22 protein-coding genes and 1 pseudogene are annotated in these 21,276 nt (G+C 27.5%); 5 read left to right on the forward strand and 18 right to left on the reverse strand.

Annotation, left to right across the window (positions count from 1 at the left end; all coding sequences use genetic code 11):
* Position 1: 1 nt before the first annotated feature.
* From SY27_RS00980 to SY27_RS01025, 8 genes are all read right to left on the reverse strand, one after another.
* Complete coding sequence (locus tag SY27_RS00980) at positions 2 to 1,576, reverse strand: Eco57I restriction-modification methylase domain-containing protein (protein WP_045966583.1); 1,575 nt, start codon at positions 1,574 to 1,576, stop codon at positions 2 to 4.
* Between the two features lie 770 nt (positions 1,577 to 2,346).
* Positions 2,347 to 4,677: an outer membrane beta-barrel family protein gene (locus tag SY27_RS00990; protein WP_082084281.1), complete on the reverse strand. Its 2,331-nt coding sequence runs from the start codon at positions 4,675 to 4,677 to the stop codon at positions 2,347 to 2,349.
* Positions 4,678 to 4,777: 100 nt separating this feature from the next.
* A complete protein-coding gene (locus SY27_RS00995; protein WP_045966585.1) occupies positions 4,778 to 5,482 on the reverse strand; it encodes a response regulator transcription factor in 705 nt (234 codons plus the stop codon).
* Positions 5,483 to 5,733: 251 nt separating this feature from the next.
* Positions 5,734 to 6,330 carry an HNH endonuclease signature motif containing protein gene (locus SY27_RS19240; protein ID WP_045966586.1) on the reverse strand — a complete coding sequence of 199 codons (597 nt, stop codon included), beginning with the start codon at positions 6,328 to 6,330 and terminating at the stop codon, positions 5,734 to 5,736.
* Complete coding sequence (locus SY27_RS01005) at positions 6,331 to 6,654, reverse strand: DUF4870 domain-containing protein (protein ID WP_045966587.1); 324 nt, start codon at positions 6,652 to 6,654, stop codon at positions 6,331 to 6,333.
* A complete protein-coding gene (locus SY27_RS01010; RefSeq protein WP_045966588.1) occupies positions 6,654 to 7,922 on the reverse strand; it encodes a dihydroorotase family protein in 1,269 nt (422 codons plus the stop codon). The genes SY27_RS01005 and SY27_RS01010 overlap by 1 nt, the downstream gene beginning before the upstream one ends.
* Positions 7,919 to 9,847, reverse strand: coding sequence for a BatA domain-containing protein (locus SY27_RS01015; RefSeq protein WP_045966589.1), 1,929 nt, complete (start codon positions 9,845 to 9,847; stop codon positions 7,919 to 7,921). The genes SY27_RS01010 and SY27_RS01015 overlap by 4 nt, the downstream gene beginning before the upstream one ends.
* Before the next feature lie 326 nt (positions 9,848 to 10,173).
* Entirely contained in the window at positions 10,174 to 10,596 is a 423-nt protein-coding gene (locus SY27_RS01025) for a DUF1456 family protein (protein ID WP_045966592.1), read from the reverse strand.
* A gap of 69 nt (positions 10,597 to 10,665) precedes the next feature.
* Between SY27_RS01025 and SY27_RS01030 the strand changes: the two are divergent.
* Positions 10,666 to 11,073: pseudogene (locus SY27_RS01030) on the forward strand (TerB family tellurite resistance protein); the annotation flags it as partial.
* A 47-nt stretch (positions 11,074 to 11,120) separates the two neighbouring features.
* On the opposite strand, the gene SY27_RS01035 reads toward SY27_RS01030, so the two are convergent.
* Positions 11,121 to 11,756 carry a peroxiredoxin-like family protein gene (locus tag SY27_RS01035; protein WP_045966596.1) on the reverse strand — a complete coding sequence of 212 codons (636 nt, stop codon included), beginning with the start codon at positions 11,754 to 11,756 and terminating at the stop codon, positions 11,121 to 11,123.
* A 285-nt stretch (positions 11,757 to 12,041) separates the two neighbouring features.
* On the opposite strand from SY27_RS01035, the gene SY27_RS01040 reads away from it, so the two are divergent.
* Positions 12,042 to 12,476, forward strand: coding sequence for an Hsp20/alpha crystallin family protein (locus SY27_RS01040; RefSeq protein ID WP_045966598.1), 435 nt, complete (start codon positions 12,042 to 12,044; stop codon positions 12,474 to 12,476).
* Positions 12,477 to 12,621: 145 nt separating this feature from the next.
* On the opposite strand, the gene SY27_RS01045 is transcribed toward SY27_RS01040, so the two are convergent.
* Genes SY27_RS01045 through SY27_RS01055 form a run of 3 tightly spaced genes read right to left on the reverse strand, consistent with a single transcriptional unit; the run spans position 12,622 to position 14,244 of the window.
* Positions 12,622 to 12,999 carry a DUF3703 domain-containing protein gene (locus tag SY27_RS01045; RefSeq protein ID WP_045966600.1) on the reverse strand — a complete coding sequence of 126 codons (378 nt, stop codon included), beginning with the start codon at positions 12,997 to 12,999 and terminating at the stop codon, positions 12,622 to 12,624.
* A gap of 56 nt (positions 13,000 to 13,055) precedes the next feature.
* Complete coding sequence (locus SY27_RS01050; protein ID WP_045967432.1) at positions 13,056 to 13,712, reverse strand: suppressor of fused domain protein; 657 nt, start codon at positions 13,710 to 13,712, stop codon at positions 13,056 to 13,058.
* A gap of 13 nt (positions 13,713 to 13,725) precedes the next feature.
* Complete coding sequence (locus tag SY27_RS01055; RefSeq protein WP_045966602.1) at positions 13,726 to 14,244, reverse strand: GNAT family N-acetyltransferase; 519 nt, start codon at positions 14,242 to 14,244, stop codon at positions 13,726 to 13,728.
* Positions 14,245 to 14,710: 466 nt separating this feature from the next.
* On the opposite strand from SY27_RS01055, the gene SY27_RS01060 reads away from it, so the two are divergent.
* From SY27_RS01060 to SY27_RS01070, 3 genes are read left to right on the forward strand one after another with little or no spacing between them, the layout of a single operon-like run.
* Positions 14,711 to 15,679 carry a multicopper oxidase domain-containing protein gene (locus tag SY27_RS01060; RefSeq protein WP_082084282.1) on the forward strand — a complete coding sequence of 323 codons (969 nt, stop codon included), beginning with the start codon at positions 14,711 to 14,713 and terminating at the stop codon, positions 15,677 to 15,679.
* 17 nt (positions 15,680 to 15,696) lie between these two features.
* Positions 15,697 to 16,125, forward strand: coding sequence for a hypothetical protein (locus tag SY27_RS01065; RefSeq protein WP_045966604.1), 429 nt, complete (start codon positions 15,697 to 15,699; stop codon positions 16,123 to 16,125).
* Between the two features lie 42 nt (positions 16,126 to 16,167).
* Positions 16,168 to 17,628: a tyrosinase family protein gene (locus SY27_RS01070; RefSeq protein ID WP_045966606.1), complete on the forward strand. Its 1,461-nt coding sequence runs from the start codon at positions 16,168 to 16,170 to the stop codon at positions 17,626 to 17,628.
* 96 nt (positions 17,629 to 17,724) lie between these two features.
* On the opposite strand, the gene SY27_RS01075 is transcribed toward SY27_RS01070, so the two are convergent.
* From SY27_RS01075 to SY27_RS01100, 6 genes are all read right to left on the reverse strand, one after another.
* Positions 17,725 to 18,102, reverse strand: coding sequence for a PH domain-containing protein (locus SY27_RS01075; protein ID WP_045966608.1), 378 nt, complete (start codon positions 18,100 to 18,102; stop codon positions 17,725 to 17,727).
* A 218-nt stretch (positions 18,103 to 18,320) separates the two neighbouring features.
* On the reverse strand, positions 18,321 to 18,947 hold the full coding sequence (locus SY27_RS01080; RefSeq protein WP_045966610.1) for an FMN-dependent NADH-azoreductase: 627 nt from the start codon (positions 18,945 to 18,947) through the stop codon (positions 18,321 to 18,323).
* A 70-nt stretch (positions 18,948 to 19,017) separates the two neighbouring features.
* A complete protein-coding gene (locus SY27_RS01085) occupies positions 19,018 to 19,587 on the reverse strand; it encodes a Crp/Fnr family transcriptional regulator (protein ID WP_045966611.1) in 570 nt (189 codons plus the stop codon).
* Positions 19,588 to 19,638: 51 nt separating this feature from the next.
* Positions 19,639 to 20,334: a GNAT family N-acetyltransferase gene (locus SY27_RS01090; RefSeq protein ID WP_045966613.1), complete on the reverse strand. Its 696-nt coding sequence runs from the start codon at positions 20,332 to 20,334 to the stop codon at positions 19,639 to 19,641.
* Between the two features lie 37 nt (positions 20,335 to 20,371).
* Complete coding sequence (locus SY27_RS01095; RefSeq protein ID WP_045966615.1) at positions 20,372 to 20,737, reverse strand: DUF2200 domain-containing protein; 366 nt, start codon at positions 20,735 to 20,737, stop codon at positions 20,372 to 20,374.
* A gap of 66 nt (positions 20,738 to 20,803) precedes the next feature.
* Positions 20,804 to 21,268 (reverse strand): DUF4375 domain-containing protein, encoded by a 465-nt coding sequence (locus SY27_RS01100; RefSeq protein WP_045966617.1) that lies wholly within the window; start codon positions 21,266 to 21,268, stop codon positions 20,804 to 20,806.
* Between the last annotated feature and the right edge of the window lie 8 nt (positions 21,269 to 21,276).

A 21,276-nucleotide genomic window follows, 5' to 3' on the forward strand; every position in this document is an offset into this window, starting at 1 on the left:
TTTATATAAAAATATTCTCAAATTCAAAATAGGAGTTCACGATTTGGTTTACGTTTTCCATTGAATAATCATTTGTTAGTATTATTTTATTTCCTATTTCTTTTATTTCATTTAATGTTGGTATTTTCATACCTCTTAATTCTGTTGCACTTACATTTACATTTCCATTAAATATTTGGAAATATGTGTCAAATAATTCGCTATTCAGCAATGCACAAAGTCCTGCCACTTCACTTCGTTCTAAATGTCCATTTTTTCTATAAATATAATTTAATTTATTTTCCACTCCGATAAAATTAGATTTTGCATAATTGCAAAAATAAGGAGAAGCAATCAGTCTACTTTTATCATCTTTTGTACTGAAACGTCTTAAAAAAATATAATTCTTGTTAGGAAGCAAGATAGATTTTGAACTGTCTTCTATTTTGATAAATTGACCTTTATTTTTTGATGTAATTGGCCATTCTAGAAACATTTTATTTACATTGTGCAACCAAAATAAAGGTGCTAAAAAAACGGTTCCATTTTGATAGTTATTTTGGATATAATCCCAAGAACGAAATGAAACAACTGGTCCGGTCGAGATTTGTATATTGTGATCTATTAAATTATTTTTCCAAGAAGTAACTAGATTTAAAATACTTTCTTCTTTGTCATTTGTTGGTAAGTGTAATATTTTTTCTTCTGATTTCATATCAATTAATTCGGATGAAAGAAAATATTTGACAGAAGGTTCAAATATATCTTTTATTCCTAAACTCGATGATATTATAACTTGTTTGTTTGGATTTATAGGTTCATTAATTGCTTTAATAATAACGGTTTCTTGTAAAACACTATCTCTATTAAAAGTATCTTTTCGAGAATTGAATAAATGAATTTTATCAATTTGTACAGTTTTAAAAAAAAGTTGTCTAAAAGCTTTAAAATAATTTCCTGAAGCAAAGCTTCTTGGAGTAATAAAAATTAATTCTCCGTTTTCTTTTAATAATTTGGAAGCAATTCCCATAAATATGGAATAAATATTTGGTTGTCCACTTACAAGTTCTTTTGCCGCAATGGTTTTTATATCATCTTTTGCTAATTTGAAATAAGGAGGATTAGAGATTATTAAATCAAAATTATTTTTTGATAAAGTTTTTGTTTTTAATGCTTTAGCATTATCTAAAATAAAATCGTGAATATGCAAAAGATATTGAAATTTAACATTTCTTTCTTTAAGCCAAAATTTTAAATAATCTAATGCTTTTTGAGAAAATGAGATTAAATTTGGATCAGTTTCGTAAGCAACTATGTCAACAAAGTTTAGTTTTTTATTCTTATTTGTTAGGTTTTCTATTAATGCACAAGTTAAAACTGCTGCTCCACAACCTGGATCTAATATTCTTAAACTTTCACTTTTTAAATCTGAAAATGAAGCCATTAAATTTGCAATTGGAGTAGGTGTGAAAAACTGTCCGCTTTCTTTTTTATGTTTAATAGAAACTGATTTTGTATAATAAATACCTAATCTGTCAGCGTATTCACTAGGCAGTTCATCTTTTAAGGGCTCGATATTTATTTTCTCTATTATCATAGTAACAAAGGTAACAAAAATCAAATTTAATTAAGGTTATATTGTTTTGTTAAGGATTTTATTTTTCTTGTATTTTTTTTTCAGAAGATGTCGATTTCTATGATTTTTTTGGCATTGCAGATAACTTGTTTATTAAGTGTAACAAAATCATACAAAGCCAACTTGTATTGGTTAGGTATGTGTGATAAAGTATATTTTTATACTTACAAACCTAACCTATTCTTTTTACAATGTGTTTTGTTTGCTTTGGTAAAATAAGATGCTTTTTATTTATTTTACGGTTTTCTGTAAGGGAGTGTTTTTTGTGGTTCTCGAGTTCTCGATACTCGTCACTTCGAGTGCGAAGCGTATCGAGAAGTTTTATTCCATTTTATTTCATAAAAAAACTCGAACAGACGGAGTGGTGGTTTGGAGTATTATTTTCAGTATAATCATTCAACACAATCTACGTCCCTTTGGGTGTGGAGCGTATGTGGAAGTTATACAAGGACTTAACATTCTTTTCATAAAAATACCTAAACTAATGTATAGTATTATAGAGTTAGTTGCTATTGGGATGCTTACAGCATGACAAGTTTGTGGTTCTCTACGTTTAAAAACTCGAATATAAAAAAACGTTTTTTAAGTTATGCTGTTTTATAAAATAGTACTTATTTCAAAAAATAAGGCTCTTTTAAATGGCTTCAAAAGAGATTTATTTTATTAATTATTTTTAAAAAATAGTTTTTTAGAAGGGTTGTGCAATAGCTATGGCTGTTGTGTGTTGTTTTTTATCTAATTCTATTCGAGTTTTGGTCAATATCTCTTTCTTGATAATTTGAATCTTTAATCTTTCCAAATTTATAACGTATTGAAAGTGATATTTCTCTTGTATCCGTATAATATATTCCTTTAGAAGCGATATTGTTTATGGTTAAATCTTCATTAAAATTCATATTTCTGAAAACATCATTAAAGCTTACTGTGCAATCAAGATTTTTAAGTAATGTTTTAGACAAGGTTAAATTCATGATGAATAATGAATTTCGCTTAAAAATTCCTTCCTTTCTTTCTGTAAAACCCCAACCTGTAATTGAGAAATTAAATTCTTTTGGTAATTCGAAAATATGATTTGAATAATAATATAAATAAGGTTTTGATTCATTAAAAACAGCAGATTTATCTTCGATTTTGTTTACAATAAAATTAAAACTGTTTGTTGAACTCCAAATGTTATGTTTAAATGGAAGTGTAAACTCTAAATCAATACCCGATTCTTTGGTATAATTAATAGAATTGAATGTAATTAAGTTAACAGTAGAATCATATGAAAACGCAAAATTTACAGGATCTTTGCTACGATAGAAATTTAGCTTTACAGATTTGTCTTTGTACTGAAAAGTTCCCGAAATTTCATCTGTAATTGTTGGATTTAAATTAATATTTCTTGAATAAACTAAATAAGGGTTTGTATAAATTGATATTTGGCTTGTTGATGAATAATTGGGTCTTGAAATACTTTTAGCATAATTAAAGCTTATAGTTTTTGTGCTATCAATGGGAATGTCAAGCTGGATTTTAGGAAAAAAATTAGTGTAATCTTTATCGATTAATAAAAAAGTATCATTTGCATATTTTCCTTTAATGCTTGTGTTTTCTGTTCGTAAACCTAATGAGTAATTTATCTTTTTAATTTTACCAGATAATTGTGTATAACCTGATATGTTTTTCTCTTTAAAATTATAATTTGAGTTTTCATTATTATTTGAAATAAAGTCTAAAACTTCAAAATCAGTATTAGCTTCTGCTGATAAGTATAAGGCTCCAACTTCCCATTTCATTTCATTTTTAAATGTTTTTTCTAAATCAGTTCTTCCTGAAAATACATCTACATTAAATTTTTGATTTCTGTTTTGTGTTAAGTCAAATTGAGTGTTATCATAATTGTTTTGGATAATGCTATTTGATTTTTGATTAAAATTAGAGAATTGGAAACCTGTAAATAAGTTTATGTCTAAAGGTTTTATTTTTTTGTTGTAGTTAACAAATGAATTTAAAAAGTTTCTATTTTCATCATTATTATTTAATGTTTCAATTTTATTTTGAACATTGTTTTGATCATGGAAAGTATTAGTCGTGTTTTCGTCATTATCTTTTTGAATTTTTCCACTCAAATTGAATGATAAATAATCATTTTCATTAATTTGATGATAAAGACCACCTCCTAGAATAAATTGACGTCTTTTGGAGTATGATTCGGCAATAAAATTTGAAGTTATATTGTCATTTGGAATTTCAAGATTATTCGCTGCACTTTCCCAAGGATTTAATTGATTGTAGTTGAAATTAGTTTTTATTTCGGTTTTATTCTTTTTAAAATTTGAATTTATTCCTAAGTAATTATTAAATCTTTTTTTAACTGAAGCAACTTCAGAAATAGTAGTTTCAAATTTGTCTTTTTTGCTTAGTTTTCTTGTAATTAAAATTACTGCTCTTCCTTCGGCTTCATATTTAGACGAAGGGTTTTTGATAATTTCTAGTGTCTTAATATCTTCAACCGATAAAGTATTTAAATCATTTATTCCTACTCTTTGATTATCTATATAAATTAATGGGTTTCCTCTCCCAATTATAGATATGTTTTCCTGATCTCCACTTATTTGTATCCCTGGAAGTTTTGAAAGTAAATCTATTGGATTTGGAATGGCTTTAAAAATAGAATTGGCAATATCGACTTTAATGTTTCCGTTTGAATTTGTAAAAGTCTTTTTATTCCCTTTTACTACAATTTCGTTTAGTTCAGTAAAATTAATTTTAGTTAATTCTATTTTTAAAGTTAGATTTTTATTTAAAAAAACTTTTTGTTCAAATTCTTCAAACTCTTCACAAGTAATAAGAAGCGTATAATTTCCTTCGTTTAATGAAGTAAAAATTAATTGCTTATCTACAATAGATTCTGTTTTAATAATTTGGTTTGTTTTTGCATCAAATAGATAGGCATTACCTTCTTTTATAGTTTCATTTCCTGAACCTATGAGTTCTATTTTTAAAGTAAAATTATTTTGTGAAAGTCCAATTAAACAAGAGAAGAATAATGCGAATGAATAATATTTTTTAAGCATTTTATTTTAATAGTGTTTTTAATTAATACTTCTACAAATAAAAAAAAAGCACTCTTTAAAGTGCTTTTTCTGTTGTATGATTTAAGTACTAGTACTGGTACTATTTTTGAAATTTATTAATTAATTCTTTTCTATTAGAGACATTTAACTTGCTATAAATATTAGTGATGTGTGTTTTAACAGTGTTTAAACTAATAAAGAGTTCTTCTGCAATTTCTTTATTGCTTTTACCATTTAGTATATGCTCTTTAATTTTTATTTCTTGATTACTAAGTTCTTCAATAATGTTTAATCTTTTTTGAGATTTTAATGAGTAAATAGTATAGATAAGAATTGCTATTATGATTCCAAAGATAATGTTTAGGATTATGCTAAAAGTTTGTTTCTTTTCTAAATTAATCAAATAGTAGCTATTCAATTCTTTTTCTAGAAAAAAATATTCTTGATTATTTATTTCACTAGATTTTAATTCTTCAAGTAAGCGAATATAATATTCTGAATTTAGTGAAATATCTTTTTGAAGTAATTTTTTTTCATTTAATTCTTTTAGACTTAGCAGTTTTATGGCTAGTGTTTTTAAAGAATCTTTTGAGTAGGTTCTAATTTTTTCTAAATAATCTTCTGTTGTAACAGACTTTATTTGTCTTTTAAATTTTTCAAATTTTTGTTCTTCTTCATCAATAAAATCATATTCTTTAGTATATATTTCTGAAGGTGATAGTTTTTTTGTGGGTATAATTTGAGTATTGTTTTGCCCAAATAGTTTAACGGTGATAATGAATAACAGGAAAATATAATTTTTCATTTTTATCTAAAAACTTTTAATTTAAAAAAATCTCTATAAAGTTACTATTATTTAGTCTTTATTCATAAATGTGTTAATTTTTTTGGTTTTACTTCATTATAATAGACAACATTTTGCTGCTTGTGGTAGTTTGCGATTCCGAAGAACAAGACTATGAACCTGCACAAAAGTTTGATTGAAAAACTGAACTTCATTTAATCACTGAACCGCCAATTTCTTATGGGCTGTTAAAGCTCGTTTTTCTTTGTCTGTCAGTATATTGTTTTCCCATAATGTGCGTGTCTATGACAGTTTGGGCAAAGTGCAATTGCATTTTCTATTGTGTCGTCCCCATCATCTGCCAATGGAATAATATGATGAACTTCTAAATATGGTTTATTATCAACTGTAAAAATGGGTTTATTGTGGTTTTTTCTTTGCGCAACAAATTTGTAAATGGGATATTTAAACTCAGCAATTTTATTGTTAATAGTAATGTTTGTGTTAGATTTTGAAAAGGGTTCTTCTATAATTATAAATTCGTTATAATTATTTGGAATTAGGATTTGTTTGAGGAGGATTTTGTTTTTTAATGTATAAACAATGTAAATGTTTTTTTGATTGTCTGTGGCTAGTCCTTTTTTTAGGCATGGTATTACTGCTAAAATAAATAGGGCTATGAAACTGATTATGAGTGTTAAAATGTTAGATTTCTCTACTGGGCTACTCTTGTAGATACTGTAGATTGTACTTAAAATGAGTGCTAAAGGAAAGAGTAAAAGAATAATGAATATTCCTTTACTCTTTAGTTTGATTACATCGGTTAAAATGATTTTCGATTTTATTTTTTCACTTTTAGAAGTGATCATTTATAAGCTTTTAAAGCATTTTTGATAAAATTCACCTACTAGTGGTACTATTTTCTTTTCTCCATTTAGAGCGCCTAGGAAACCGTAAATCCAAAGGATAAAAATAAATAACCAAAATGCAGAGGAAACCATCCAACTATTGAAATAGCCTATAGGATAACCTAAGAAGAAGAAAGTTAAAAAAATACCTAATGCTTGACGAATGTGAAAACTGGCAAATTCACTTTTCTTTTCATCTTGATTCATAAAAATTGCAATAACGCTTCCTATTATGGTTATATAGCTTACCAGAGCTGCGTTTTTTCCTTTTTCTATATCGTTCATTATGATTGTAAATTATTAATAATTAATTTTTTATTGTTGTATATTCCATATACTTTTCCTTTTGTTTTTTGTTGTAGAAAAGCGGAGTTTTTTGATTTTGATAAAATGTTTTCTTTGGTAAATATTTTTTCTCCATCTGGATTGAAGAAGCTTAATTCTGCTTTTGTATTGATTTCTATTTTGTTTTCTTCAATTTCGAAGATTTTTTTTGCAGCGGTTAGTTTTTCAATAACCACTTCAAGTGGTAAAACAGTTAATAATGCTCCAAAAGCACTTTCTAAACCAATGGTTCCGTCTTTTGCTAAATCAAATTCTAATTTTTTATGTTCAATATCTAGCGGGTTATGATCTGATGTAATACAGTCAATTGTTCCATTAATTACGGCTTCTATTAGTGCTTTTCGCGTAACTTCATCTCGTAATGGTGGTGTTACTTTATATCGTGAATCGAATCCTGATAGTATTTCTTCATTTAAGACTAAATGATGTACGGAAACGCTACAAGTTACTTGTAATCCTTTGGCTTTAGCTTCTTTAATTAATTGTATTGATTTTTGAGTAGAAATGGTTGGAATGTGTAATTTTCCACCAGTGTATTCTAGTAAGAATAAATTGCGAGCAATGTGTAGTTCTTCTGCTAATGCGGGAATTCCTTTTAATCCTAATTTTGTAGAGGCTATTCCTTCATTCACAATTCCTTTTCCTTTTAAGGAGTAATCTTGGCAAAAGCTGATGACTAATCCGTTAAAGTCTTGTACATATTGTAAGGCTATTTTTTGAATATTTGCGTTTTGAATGGCTTTGTTGTAATCTCCAAAAGCAATAGCACCTGCATTTTTCATATCGAATAGTTCGGCCAAGTCTGTTCCTTCGCTATTTTTGGTTAGTGCTCCAATAGGGAATAGAGTAGTGGCTTGGTTTTTAGCTTTGTCGAGTACAAATTTCACTTGTGATTGATTGTCAATCACAGGAAAGCTGTTAGGTTGAAGTGCTATGGTTGTAAAACCACTTTTTGCTGCAACTTGTAATCCGTTTGCAATGGTTTCTCTGTCTTCATAGCCTGGTTCTCCGAAAGAAACGGAAGAGTCAAACCAACCTTGTGAAACATGTAGATTTTCTTTTTCTATAACTTCAATGTTGTTTTCGGAAGCTATGTTTTTTGCAATTTCAATTATGATTCCGTTTTCAATTTTTATATCAACGGTTTGGTTGTGAAACGAACTGTTTTTATCTATTATGGTTGCTTTTTTAATTAAAACGGTTGTCATTTTACGAATTTTTGAATTAGTAGTTCAATCAATAAGAAAAGTAATGTGCCAATAATAAACCATTTCCACAATGCAGTATCGGTTCGTTTTGAATGTAAATCGTTTAAAACGGTTTCAATGCTGTTTACGGTTGTGGTTTTATTGAAAAGTGTTGTGTTTGTATTGTTTAAATCGCTTTCTGTTCTTGGATAGTTGAAACTGATTTCTTCTATTGTGTTTTCAGTTTGCTTTATGTTATAGTTTCCTGCTAATTCTGGATAATCTCCAAAGGCTAGCTTTACTTTTGCATTTATAATTTGTTGCTGTGGAATGAAGCTGTTTTGTTTGTTTGTAATACTTACAACTTCGTCTTTAGATAAGATAGCATCAATAATTATAGTTTCATTTTCACCTATTGTAAATGTGTTGGTTTTTGAATTTGTTTTGGATTGTGACATATTGTAAAAAGTAGGCACAATTAAAGGTGAGTTTTGAAAATTTGAGTTTTGTTTGTTTATGGGTGCTGTAAAAACAAATAGATTTCCAATTTTGTTTGAAATTGAAATGGCAAAGTTGGTATTGTCTTCAAATTGTAAAATGGGTAATCCATTTCCTGAAGGGATAAAAGATTTTGTTACTTTAGGATATTGAAAGTTACTAACTTTTTTCTCAAATACATTTTTATAAATAGGGTGATTAAAACTTATTTTTGTGATTTGTTTTTCTGTATCAGTAGTGTTTAAAAATTTAAAAGAACCAAAATTTTTACAGAAATTATTTAAGTTTTGAATGTTGTTTTCTATTGATGGGATAAGGATAATTGTTCCTCCTTTGTTGTAAAAAGAGAGTAGAGTAGTTCCTAGTGCTTGTGGAATTTCGGAAATTTCGTTTAAAATAATAGTTTGTTGGTTTTCAATGCTACTATAGTTTAATTTTGTTAGTTCGGTATTAGTAACAACAAACTCATTTTCGGTTAGTATTTTATTTAAAAATTTGTTTTTTTCTTCTGTTCCAATGATAATTGCATTTTGTTTTTTGGGTTGTGAAATGCTAAAGTAAAATTCATTATCATATTGTAAACTATTGTCTTGTAGTGTTACTTTTCCATGAAAAGAATTTTTAGGAATATTTATTTTTAGTTCTTTTTCTGTTTTGTCAAATGTAACTTGTGATTTTGCAATTAATGCTTCTTTGTTATACACTGCAACAGGAATGGCTTCTTCTGTTTTACCATACGATTTTAAAGTGATTTTTATTTCATAAAAGGCATCTAAAACTTGTGATAGGGTAACGTTTTCTATGCTAATGTTGTTTTTGTTTTCTGCAACAGGGTTTATAAAGTAAACTTGATTTGTTTGGTTTAAATCTTCAATTTTTTTAGAATTTGTTCCAATAGCATCTGTGATTATCAGATAATCTTTTTTAGTGTTGGGTTTTTTAGAATCGATTTGTGTTAATAAAAAATCTAATTCAAATGGAAGTGCTGAATATTCTATTTTTTGTAATTCACTTTGTATGGTTTTAATGTCAACATCCCAAAAGACATTATTGTTTGTTAAAAGTGAAAAATTTTGTGTTTCTGGAAGTGATTCTAATAATTCTTGAATGCTTCTTTTTAATAGTTCTCCTTTGTTTCCTTTGGCTTGCATTGAAAAGGAGTTGTCTACTAAAATGATTAATTCATTTTCTTTGTTTTTAGCTTCTTTTGCAGTAAAAAAAGGTTGAGCAAAAGCGAATATTAATAGAGCTAAAAGAAGTAGGCGTGTTGCTAAAAGTAACCATTTTTTTAGCGTACTACTTTTTCGGGTTTCTTGTTGTAGTTGGCGTAATAGTTTTACGTTTGTAAAATATTCTTTTTTAAATTTACGGAGTTGGAATAAATGCACTAAAATTGGTATAACCAATAAAAATAGGAAGTATAAAATCTCTGGATGTTTAAACTGCATTTATTTTATTTTTATTTAGAGGGTATTCGTTTAATAATGCCCAAAAATACAAAAATCTTGTGGTTTTTAGTTAAAAGTAGATGGTTGTTCTTATTTATTTTTTTTGATGTTTTTGTAAGATAAAAAAATGAGGAATAATAATGGTATTGTAGTAATAAAAAATAGTTTGAATATTTTTAATAAAATACTTGATGCTATTATAATTAGTAGAAAATAGAAAATGTTTAGAAAACCATTTTTCCATTCTTTCTTTACAGAACTATCATATAAAAGAGCTGCTAATGGTGAGAATAGAACCAAAATTCCTATTATACCAAAAAGAAGCATTAGTCTTTTGATTTATTCTTGCCGTTTTTAAAACGTACTTTTTCCACAATAGGTTCTTTTTTAGGAAGTGGTTTCTTCTTTGGTTTTGGCTTAAAAGTTGTTGTTTGTTTTTTGAAGCTCTCTGTTTTTGGTTTTATTTCTCGTTTTTCCGTTGGAGCATCATTTTTATGGCTTTTAATTACATCCATTGGGTTTTTAGGGTTTTCCTTTGTACCACGAAGATGAATAACTAATCCATTTAGAAAATTACGTAGCAATTGATCTCCACATTCTACATAATTAGGGTGATCTTCTTTTCTAAAAATGTTACCAAGTTCGCCTTTTGAAACTCTAAAGTCTACTAATTCTAAGATTTCAACAATTTGATCGTCACGTAATTGAAGTGCAACTCTTAGTTTTTTAAATATATCGTTATTCGTCATGTTTATAAAATATAGGGTTCAAAGATATCTAATTAAATTTAGAATTATTATTTTTACAAAAAAGAATGTAATAATATGGATGATTATCAAGAAAAGATTAGCTTATTACAAGAGATGATTTCTTTTGCTTTAGTAGACGGAGAATTACACGATAGAGAGTATGATTTCATTGAAATGGTGTCGCAAGAACTTGAGATTGATAAGGCTTCTTTTTTGAAGCTTTTTGAGAAAAAAGCGCAAAAAAAGATTATTAAGGATGAGTTTAGTAGGATTTGTCAATTTTATAGGTTGTCTTTATTAATGCATTCAGATGGCATTTTGCATGAGAGAGAACAAATTAAGATAAATGAAATAGGCATTAATATGGGTTTAAATCCGTATGCTATGAAACGTGTTCTTCATTTAATGAAAAATTCTCCTAATAGAATGATTGATGGGGAAGTTTTATTATCGGTTTTTAGTGAACAGCATAATTAAAAAGATTGATTTTAAAATCAATCTTTTTAATTTGTTTATAAGGTAGTTTAAAGCGAAGCAATTATTGCTTCGGTAGAAGCTCTTAGCTTATAGTCTTCTTTTATATAATCAAAAATAATTGTACCCTTTGTATCTACTACATAAGTGGCTGCAATAGGTAGTTCTCCAAGTTGGTTGTTATTACTTTTTTCTAAATTTATTCCAAAATTCAGGTAAATATCTAGTAATTCTTTAGGTAGTTTATAAGTTAAATTAAATTTGCTAGCTGTTTTATTGTCTTTATCAGTTAGTACTTCAAATTCAAGATTGTTTTTTTCAATTGTGTTTAATGAATTATCGGGTGTTTCTGGAGTTATTGCAATTAGAGAAGCTCCTTTTTCTTTTATTTGAGGAAGAATCTCTTGTAAGGCTTTTAATTCTAAATTGCAGTATGGACACCAACCTCCTCTATAAAAAGCAATGATTACTTTACCTTTTTTTATTTGTTCTTGAATGGAAATTATTTTGCTTGTTGCATTTGGTAACTCAATTGTTGGGATTTTATCTCCTGTTTTTAATGCTTGATTGACTAAATTGCTACTTTCTAATTCTTGTATAGCATTTTTCATTATAGCTAGAACTTCTGCTGGAATTTTAGCGGCACTTTGATCTGCGTATTTCTTTAATTCGTCTGTTAAATTCATTTGTTTATTTTTTTTTGTAAAGTAAAAATCTCTAAAATTATTTTAATGTTAGTTGCCTTACAAAAGCAATGTTTTTTGATTTTTTATATCGATTTGAAGATTCTAATTCTTTTCTTTTTTTGATATTTAAAAAACTGAAATTTAGTCAGTTAAATAAAAGTTAATTATTAAAAATAAAGTCAAAATGACCTTTTTATGCTTTATGTAAATGTCATTTTGACTTTTTTATATTTTGGAATGTCTTTTGTTTGATACTAGGAAACGTATAACTTAAAAAAATAAATTATGAACATAGTAAAAACAAATCCAAAAGTATTTTTTCCTTCTATAATAGAAGAATTATTTAAGCCCGATTTTTTTGGAGGAACTCAAGATTTTACAACTAAAGTTCCTGCGGTAAATGTAAAAGAAACTCAAGTTGGTTTTTCAATAGAATTGCTTGTGCCTGGTTTTAAAAAGGAAGATTTTAAAATTGAAATTGATAATGATCTTTTAACTGTTTCATCAGAAGTTACCAAAGATTTAGAAGAAAAAATAGAAACCGATAAATATACGCGTAGAGAGTTTAGTTTTTCATCATTTAAACGTTCTTTTTCTTTACCAGAAACAGTTAATAAAGAGGCTATAAATGCAACTTATGTTGATGGAATTCTATATTTAACTCTTCCAAAAAGAGAAGAAACATTACCAGAACCAAAGCGTTTTATTAAAATTAGTTAATTTTTTTTATGTATTTAACAAAATAGCCTAATGTACTCATTAGGCTATTTTGTTGTTTTTAATATCTTCAAATCAAAAAAATAATAATTTTTGAATTTGCTTAATCTTTTTAATGCTAATAATTTAAATCCGTAATGGTTTGCGTTTATATAGGGTTTATTCCTGCTGTAATGAAAATGTTTTGTAATTCTTTTTCAATAGGAAATGGTTTTAATGGAGGTACGTTTGCTCCACCTGGATTGCCTACAGGGATTTTACCTACAAATGATTTTATTCCTCCAAAAATTAGTCTTGGAATTTGTCCCACTATTTCTTTACCATTTTTTATTTTGAATCCAAATACAAGCATTTTCCAATGAACAAGACTATGTGAATATGGATATTTTTGTCCAATGATATGTGCTCTTTCTAAATGATTCCAAGCTTTTTCTAAATTGCCTGATGCATATTCTATTTTATAATTTTCTAATTCTATTTCGAAAAAAGGTTTGAGAGATTTAGGTATTAAGGTATAAAATTTCATAATAATTGAATTAGTATTTTAAATAGAATAAGAATTATAAATTTATTTAGGGTTGTTTATTTTCTATTTAAATCGGTTATTAGTAATGGGTTGTCTTTTTTTAATTCCAATATGAGTTTTTCTACTTCGGTTGTTGTTGGATTGGCATTTAGTTTTTCTACTTCATTTTCTGTTATACCTACGAGTTGTAGAAATGATACTTCACCATGAGGAGTGTTGATTTTTCCAAGTTCAGGATCTAATGCTATTACAAAACCTGTTATTTTTGTTTCAGTGTTTAATCTTATTGGACCGTTTGCAGGAATAAAATGATTTTCTTCAAACCAGTTTCCACTTTTATAAACATATCGTGCTAGATTGTTCATGACTTGTACAGCCCATAATGGATCATTTTTATCATCTTCAAAAGGTTTTAATCTAAAAGTAAATTCAAATCCCCATTTACTAAATTCTTCGCCTGCTTTTTCTTCATTATAGTATAAATCAGACATTCCATAACTAATGATGTGTCTATGTAATTCTTGCTTTTCAGAATCATAAATGCTGGCACCATCTATAGGATCAGTTCCACCTGCAACATAGTGAAGTCCGCATAATGGACCATAGTGTCGAGGTTCTGTTTTTCCGTATATTTTTTCTAGTGAAGCATCTATTGATAACCAGCCTACTGAATCTTCTTCAGTAAATGTTTTTTTATATAGTTCTTTATCCATTATTTTAATTTTATTATGCTTTAATTTTATAAAGTAGCCATTCTTCATCATCATTAGGAAGTTTGGCTATTCCTTCTAGTTTTAAATCTAGTTTTTCTAATAGTTTTTGAGATGAAAAATTATCTTTTCTTGTAATGGCTATTATTTCTTTTAATTTAAATTCTTCAAATGCACTGTTTTTTAATTTTTCTACTGCTTCAAATGCATATCCTTTTTTTCCATATTCTGGAAGAAAGGCGAAGCCTATATCAATACCATCTAATCCTTCTCTGTCATATAAACCACAAGTTCCTATTTTAGCATTGTCTGATTTTCGTATTATAGTGTAATTAGAAAAACTGAGCTTTTCAAGTTGTGATAGCATCTTATTTTCAATATATATAGCCGCATCTTCAATAGTTCTAATATTTCTATCTCCAATATATTTTAACCAGCTAGGAGTATTAAATAATTCAAATATAAATTTTGCATCTTCTTTAGATGTTGGTCTAAGGATTAATCTTTCAGTATCAAAAGTTTTAAAATCAGTCATTTAAAATTTTTCAGGTGTGTTTTTTGTAGCTTTTTTATTATGATTTATTACAAATATAATGATTATTTTTTATAAATATAAAAGCTTTAAAATAGAGAAAAAATGAAATGATTTTTGGATGAATTTATCTTTTGAAAGTTATTAATATTTTATTTATTAAATATTCTATCTATAAAATTACATTTCTCATATAGCTCAATTTTTATTGAGGAGATTAATCGCTTTTTTAAACTAATTTGAGTAAAGTTTGGTATTTATTATTACTTATACTTTTTAGTAAAAAATAACTATTAAAGTTACAAACTAATTTTAAGAAAAATAGTTATTTATGTTTTTTAAAATCAATAAGTTAATCTTAATAAGATTATAGTATTTCTGCCAAAAAATGATAGCAAAACAGGTATTTGTACGCTGTTTTTTTAACTACCTTTAAATTAAATTTGAAAAAATTAACAAGTGTTTATATATGAGCAATCATTTACATTTACAAGTAGAAAAGAAAAGCAGATTATTAATCATAATCTTTTTCTTATGTACGAGTATATCCTTTTTTGCTCAAGAGGAATGTTTAATTATTGGTCGTACTACAGGAGAATTATCTATTAAAGAAAAATTAAATATTAGAGTATTTGGATTTAGTAGTTCTCTTTCAGGTCAAGTTACATTGCCAGGTGTTTCTATTAATGTTATTGAAGGAGATAGTGTAAACATTGATTTTTGGAATATTTCTCAAGGAAATCCTGTTTCTTTATATTGTGAAAGTATAGAATTTTTACAAAAAGAGGAGAATGGAAAAGTGATGAAAGAGAAGAAACCTATTGACCACATGGAACATGGTTTTTATTCATTTAAAGCAGAAAAACCAGGTGTTTACCTCTATTATAGTCCAGAAAATAATCCTTTTAATTTTCAAGCAGGAATGTTTGGAACTATCATTATACAACCAAAAAAGAACGATTCTTTATCTGAAAAAAAAGGGAATGAAGCATTATGGTGTAGTCATGAAATAGATACAAAATGGCATACTGATCAAATTATGAATGTGGCACATGATGATATAAATAAGCCAATAGTTCTTCCTAAATATAATCCTGATTATTTTTTGATTAATGGTAAAATGATTAAAGATATAAAAGGATTACAATCTTTAAATGATATTAAAAGTAAGGGTGTTTTATTGAGATTAGTCAATTCAGGATTATATCTTCATGAAATAGCTTTACCATCGAGTATGAAATTTAAATTAATTTTTGGAGATGCGAATCATGTATTGGTTTCATCTAAAGAAATTAAAATACAGCTTTATCCTAAAGAGTGTTTAGAACTACTTCTTTTTTTAGAGAATGTAGAGGAAAAGGAACGAATTCTTTATCGCTTTATTGATCCAATTTTGAAAAAAGTACATTTTAAAGCAAATATTCCTGTTTTTTATTAATATTCAAACCAATAATTATGAAAACAACATTATTTTATAGTATTATTCTTTTATCATTCTCACTTGCATTTTCACAAAGTAAGCCTACTTTTTCTGTAGTAGGGAATGCAATAAATAAAGAAAGTTTATCAAAAAATAAGCGATTAGATATATCAAAAATTAAAGTTGAAAATATTTCTAATAAACCAATATATCTTGTGTGGGAAACAATATATAATTCATTTCCAAAAGAATGGGATTGTTCTATGTGTCAGCATGGAGCTTGTCAAATAGGAATTCCTAAAGGTTCCGTTTTTAATAAACTAAACGCAGATCAGCAAGGCTTTATAGCAATTCATGTAATTCCGGCTAAAAAAGCAGGTAAAGGAGTTGTTAAGTTTAAAATATATGATAAAGCAAATCCTGATTATTCTGAAATTCTAACTTTTGAAGTAGAAGCACTCTAATGTAAACAAACAAATAATCAATATTCACTAAAAACAGACAAAATGAAAAAATTAATTCTTTTATTATCAACTATTTTGATTACGGGCTTAAGCTATAGTCAAAGTAAAAGCAACGTAAAATACGTGCGATTGAATGCTTCTTCTCCTGAAGCACAAGCTGATTTGGAAGCCATGAATGTTGCTTTCAAGAAAATGCGAGAGATGGACTGTAGTAATGGTATAGCTTGGTATTATCAAGGTGCTATGCATAATATTCCAAAAGAGATTAACGGAAAAAATGTACTTTGTCCGGAATATCAAACTAGTGCAGATAAATTATGGGCTTGGGGAGATTGTACACATAATGGAACACAAAATGCAAAACTACATTTTCTTCTTTGGCATAGAATGTATATTTGGTACTTAGAAAAGATAGTTAGAGAATTATCGGGGAAAGCTGATTTTGCCTTGCCATACTGGAATTATGGGCAAAATAATACGATGCCAAGTTTGTTGAGTAATAAAGAAACTTCTTTATATGAACAAGCAAGGTATAGTGTGCTTAATGAAGGGAAACCTATTCCTGCGGATAATGTGGAGCAAATTGAGTTAGCACTTAATGAGTTGAAAACAAACCCTACTTTTACAGGAGATGCTGGTTTTAGTAGAAGTTTAGAAGGTTCGCCTCATGGTTATATGCATGATTTAATAGGAGGATCATATGCTAATCCAAGTGAGACTTTTTTTAATGAAATTTATCAATTGAATGATTATTCAGGATTAATGGCAAATGTGCCTTCTGCTGGTTTTGATCCTGTTTTTTGGTTACATCACAGTATGGTGGATCGTATTTGGGAATCTTGGGATGTTACGGCTTATGGACAACGTCCTACGTTAGCAGAATTAGAAGCCAATCCTTGGGTTTATGAATTTATACAACCTGATGGAAGTCATATTACCTATACTATGAAAGAATTATATGATGTAGTGTTTAATTTAGATTATAGTTATGATAATTTACTTTATACTTCTGAACCTGCTGTTTTAGCAATCAATGAATCAATGGCAAAGAGTAAGATTACGTTTCAAGATCCAAAAACAAAAGTTATTTGGGAACAAAAAGTAGGAAAAACACTTGGAGATGATGTTTTTAAGCATAAAATAGTTAATACTTTATCGAAAAGTACTAATAAAGTTTTAAAAAGTAGCGCTAATGCTTATATAGTGTTGAATTTAGATGTAGTAGTTTATAAAGAGCCAAAAGATTATTATACGGTATATCTTCGCTATCCTGGAAAAGAAGATCAATATGTTGGAACAATGACCTTTTTTGGTGTTGCTCATGATCATGGAACAGGAGAAAACCATACTATAGGAGAAAATGGTGTAAAACTAAATTACTCTTATTATGTTTCTGATGATTTATTGGATTCTGATAAAAACTTTGAGGTAATAATCAAAAAGAAAGGTGGTGGAGATGTGAAAGTTACATTGGAGAAAATCAGTATGACAACTACCAACTAGATCTAATTTTATATTTTAAAAGCGATACTTAAATGAGTATCGCTTTTTTTATTATATAGAGTTTTTCGTAATTTTTTGAATAGATACTTAATGGTTTTACATTACCTTATTTGCTAAGTATTTTTGAACTTCATAAACATCAATGCTTTTATTGAATTTTTTACTTACAGATGGAATATCTTCACTTGAAATCCATATTTTTAATTCAGCATCTAAGTCAAACGTTCCAGCCGTTTCTAATGAAAATCTTGAGATGTTTTTGTAAGGCATTGATTTATATTCAACTTTACTTCCTGTAATACCTTGAACATCAATTAGAATTAAACGTCTGTTTGTGAATACAAAAGTATCTCGTAATAGTTGAAATCCTAATTCAATTTCTTCATTATCGGTTAATAATCGTTTGTATTTTTCATTTAATTTTTCAGGAGAAACTTCACTTGCATTTCCCAGTAATTTATTGAATAATCCCATTTTTCTAGATTTTTTAGTTTAATTATTTTCAAATAGGTTGTGTAAATAAATTTTAATGTAGAATTTATTTTGTATATCAAAATAGTTACAGTACAACTTCACAAATATAATGAAAGCAAGTATTAAGAAGAGGTGTTTTGGTAAGTTATATTAAAAAAATAACCTCATTTTTAATTAATTAAAATGAGGTTTTGGAATGTTACTTTATAGAGAATAATTTATTCAATTAGTCCAATTTTTTTATAGATTTTTTGTTTTGAATTTTCAAAAATGTCTCCTCCAAATTCTTCATTATCCAATGAAATTATGGTTATATCTTTTATTCCCATCATTCCAAAAATGAATTTCAAATATGTTGTTTGAAAATTCATGTGTTGATTTTTTTCATTCTCTCCATATCCTGTATCTCCTCGACTAGAGAGGATGAACATCTTTTTATTTTTAAGTAATCCAATGTAATCACCATCTGGTTTACCAGAACGAAATGCCCAAGTTTCATTTATTCTCATAACTTGATCTATATAGGTTTTTAATCCACTAGGAATTGACCAGTTATACATAGGTGTGCCAATCACATAAATGTCATTCTCTTTTAATTCTTTTACAAGTTCATTGCTTAATTCAACTCCTTTTTGATTGTCTTTATTTCTGTTATTGGGCTTTATAAAGGCACTTGCTATCCAATCGTTGTCAATAGGAGGAATTTTGTTTAATCCAACTTCTCTGAAAGTAAAAGAATCGTTTGGATATTTTTTTTGCCAATTCTCTACAAATAGTTTTGTAAGTTTTCTACTGTGAGAGTTTTCATCTCTAACACTTGCATTAATAATAAGTACTTTTTTCATTTGCTTCTATTTTAAAAAGCAAAATTCTATTAAAATAAAATGATAAAAATTGATCTAGTTTAATCTTTTTTTATTTTCTCTTTATACGACTTATAAATTCGGGAGAGATTCCTAAATATGAAGCGATTAAATATTGAGGAACTTTTTTCTCAATTTTTGGGTAGTTTTCTAAGAAATCATAATATCTATGTGTCGCATCATAAGAGTTATTAATTATAATTCGACGTTGTAAGCTTCCTAAATAATTTTCTAGTATAATTCTAAAATATCTTTCCAGTTTCGGTATAAGATTTAGCATTTTTTGAAATGATTGATGCTGAATTTGCAATAATTTTGTTTCTTCCAATGCTTGAATATTGTAAATTGAGGCTTTTTGCTTCTGAAAACTGTCAATATCTGTTGCCCACCAATCGTCAATAGCAAAATATAAAATTTCTTCTTTACCATTATCTGAATTTATATAAAAAGCTTTTAATGAACCTGATATGATATAGTTGTCTGTTTTGCATACTTCACCATTTCTCAATAAGTAATCTCCTTTGGTTATTGTTTTTTCTGTCCAAAAAGTCTCGAATAAACGTTCTTCTTCCAAATTCAATTCAATATATTTTGATATATTTTTTATTAGTTGAGAATACATTCAGCGTTTTTTAATTATAAGGTATTGCTTATTAGTCTAGCTATTTGTTGTTTATGTTTCAGAGTTGTCATTGATTGTAAGATTCCAAAAACTAATTTTTCGTCTTGTTAAAAAACCAAGTTTTTCATATAATTTTATGGCACCAATATTATTTTCTACAACATGTAAATATGGAATTTTATTCTCGTTTAATATCTTATTAGTCACATGAGCAATTAGTTGTTTTGCATATCCTTTACCTGTATGTTCAGGGTGAGTTACAATAGCACTGACTTCTGTATAAGTATTCATCTTCATTCGTTCACCGGCAACTGCCACTAATTGATTATCTTTATATATTCCATAATAACTACCTAGTTGTGATGTTTCTTTTTTGAAATAACCGGGTTGAACTAAATTAACCAGATTAAATAAATCCGTTTCGTTATTTGTTTGCAATTCAATAATTGTTTCTTTTATTTCAATATTTATTGGTGTTGAAGTTATCATTTGATTGCAAACTAATTCCTTATTTATTTTTAAAGATTCACTAAATTCTGGCTTAGGACCAACAATATAAAAATTAGTAGTCAATGTTGAATATTGATCACATCCTGCTAATGTTTTATCTAAATCTGTAAAACCTCCAAATGAGCAATAATTTGGTTTATAAAACTTTATATTATTATATTCAACAGCAAATGGCATTTGGGTCTCTGTCAAAGAATACCAAACAGGGTTGTCTAATTTTTGTTCTTCATTTTTCATTACAAATCAATCTTAAGATTATAGTAAAAAAATAGTTTTATTCGTTTCTTAAAATTTTTTCTATTTTTTTACCTTTTGCTAATTCGTCTACTAATTTGTCTAAATATCTTACGTTTTGTGTTAAAGGATTTTCGATTTCTTCTATGCGGTAACCGCAAATTAAGCCTTTAATAAGATGAGCATTTGGGTGTATTTTAGCCTTTTTAAAAAACGTTTCAAAAGTTACATTTTCTTCGATAAGTTTTTGTGTTTTCTTTTCATTTAAGCCTGTTAACCATTCAATTACCTGATGTAGCTCTTCTTTTGTTCTGCCTTTTTTTTCCACTTTTGCTAAATAATGTGGATACACAGAACCAAAAGTCATTTTAGCTATGCGTTCATTGTGTTCGGGAGTTGTTTTCATATAATTAAGGTTTTATTTTTTATATTAAAACAAGGAAGAATACTTTGTTGAAAAGATATTTTTAAATTAATAATCAAATTGAGTTTGATTCTTTTTTATATAGGCTACTATTAGAGCAACGATGTCTTCTTCTTGTTCGTCGTTAAAGAATAATTCGTCTAAATCTTCCCAACCAGAAAGTGCTTTTTCGTCAAGTTTATTAATCGCATTTTGTCTTTTTCCAGTTTCGTCAAAGTAGTTATTAATACCGAATAAGCCAATTGCTTTTGCAATGATATTTGCCGTTTTTGGTGCTTCAATATTTTTGTAAGCCTCTAATATTTCTCTAGCAAAACTTCCTGTTTCCCCATTAAAGAAATAGTAAAAACCGCCTTCGTTCATGGCTCCTTCAAATATGTCGATAAGGACAAAAGTGGTTTCGGCTTCTGTAAGATTGTCACTTTCTTGTTTCTTATTCCAAACGTGTGAGCCTATAGCTTCAATGATTTCAATCTCGTCTGTGAGTTGTAGTATCTGAGCGGTGTTTTTCATTAGTTTTA

This window comes from Flavobacterium sp. 316 (genome assembly GCF_000967805.1).
GTDB lineage: Bacteria > Bacteroidota > Bacteroidia > Flavobacteriales > Flavobacteriaceae > Flavobacterium > Flavobacterium sediminilitoris.

Excerpts from the sequence above, each read along its gene's own strand:
- SY27_RS00980 (WP_045966583.1), bottom strand. The coding sequence starts at position 1,576 with ATGATAATAGAGAAAATAAATATCGAGCCCTTAAAAGATGAACTGCCT.
- SY27_RS00990 (WP_082084281.1), bottom strand. The coding sequence starts at position 4,677 with ATGCTTAAAAAATATTATTCATTCGCATTATTCTTCTCTTGTTTAATT.
- SY27_RS00995 (WP_045966585.1), bottom strand. The coding sequence starts at position 5,482 with ATGAAAAATTATATTTTCCTGTTATTCATTATCACCGTTAAACTATTT.
- SY27_RS19240 (WP_045966586.1), bottom strand. The coding sequence starts at position 6,330 with ATGATCACTTCTAAAAGTGAAAAAATAAAATCGAAAATCATTTTAACC.
- SY27_RS01005 (WP_045966587.1), bottom strand. The coding sequence starts at position 6,654 with ATGAACGATATAGAAAAAGGAAAAAACGCAGCTCTGGTAAGCTATATA.
- SY27_RS01010 (WP_045966588.1), bottom strand. The coding sequence starts at position 7,922 with ATGACAACCGTTTTAATTAAAAAAGCAACCATAATAGATAAAAACAGT.
- SY27_RS01015 (WP_045966589.1), bottom strand. The coding sequence starts at position 9,847 with ATGCAGTTTAAACATCCAGAGATTTTATACTTCCTATTTTTATTGGTT.
- SY27_RS01025 (WP_045966592.1), bottom strand. The coding sequence starts at position 10,596 with ATGACGAATAACGATATATTTAAAAAACTAAGAGTTGCACTTCAATTA.
- SY27_RS01035 (WP_045966596.1), bottom strand. The coding sequence starts at position 11,756 with ATGAATTTAACAGACGAATTAAAGAAATACGCAGATCAAAGTGCCGCT.
- SY27_RS01040 (WP_045966598.1), top strand. The coding sequence starts at position 12,042 with ATGAACATAGTAAAAACAAATCCAAAAGTATTTTTTCCTTCTATAATA.
- SY27_RS01045 (WP_045966600.1), bottom strand. The coding sequence starts at position 12,999 with ATGAAATTTTATACCTTAATACCTAAATCTCTCAAACCTTTTTTCGAA.
- SY27_RS01050 (WP_045967432.1), bottom strand. The coding sequence starts at position 13,712 with ATGGATAAAGAACTATATAAAAAAACATTTACTGAAGAAGATTCAGTA.
- SY27_RS01055 (WP_045966602.1), bottom strand. The coding sequence starts at position 14,244 with ATGACTGATTTTAAAACTTTTGATACTGAAAGATTAATCCTTAGACCA.
- SY27_RS01060 (WP_082084282.1), top strand. The coding sequence starts at position 14,711 with ATGAGCAATCATTTACATTTACAAGTAGAAAAGAAAAGCAGATTATTA.
- SY27_RS01065 (WP_045966604.1), top strand. The coding sequence starts at position 15,697 with ATGAAAACAACATTATTTTATAGTATTATTCTTTTATCATTCTCACTT.
- SY27_RS01070 (WP_045966606.1), top strand. The coding sequence starts at position 16,168 with ATGAAAAAATTAATTCTTTTATTATCAACTATTTTGATTACGGGCTTA.
- SY27_RS01075 (WP_045966608.1), bottom strand. The coding sequence starts at position 18,102 with ATGGGATTATTCAATAAATTACTGGGAAATGCAAGTGAAGTTTCTCCT.
- SY27_RS01080 (WP_045966610.1), bottom strand. The coding sequence starts at position 18,947 with ATGAAAAAAGTACTTATTATTAATGCAAGTGTTAGAGATGAAAACTCT.
- SY27_RS01085 (WP_045966611.1), bottom strand. The coding sequence starts at position 19,587 with ATGTATTCTCAACTAATAAAAAATATATCAAAATATATTGAATTGAAT.
- SY27_RS01090 (WP_045966613.1), bottom strand. The coding sequence starts at position 20,334 with ATGAAAAATGAAGAACAAAAATTAGACAACCCTGTTTGGTATTCTTTG.
- SY27_RS01095 (WP_045966615.1), bottom strand. The coding sequence starts at position 20,737 with ATGAAAACAACTCCCGAACACAATGAACGCATAGCTAAAATGACTTTT.
- SY27_RS01100 (WP_045966617.1), bottom strand. The coding sequence starts at position 21,268 with ATGAAAAACACCGCTCAGATACTACAACTCACAGACGAGATTGAAATC.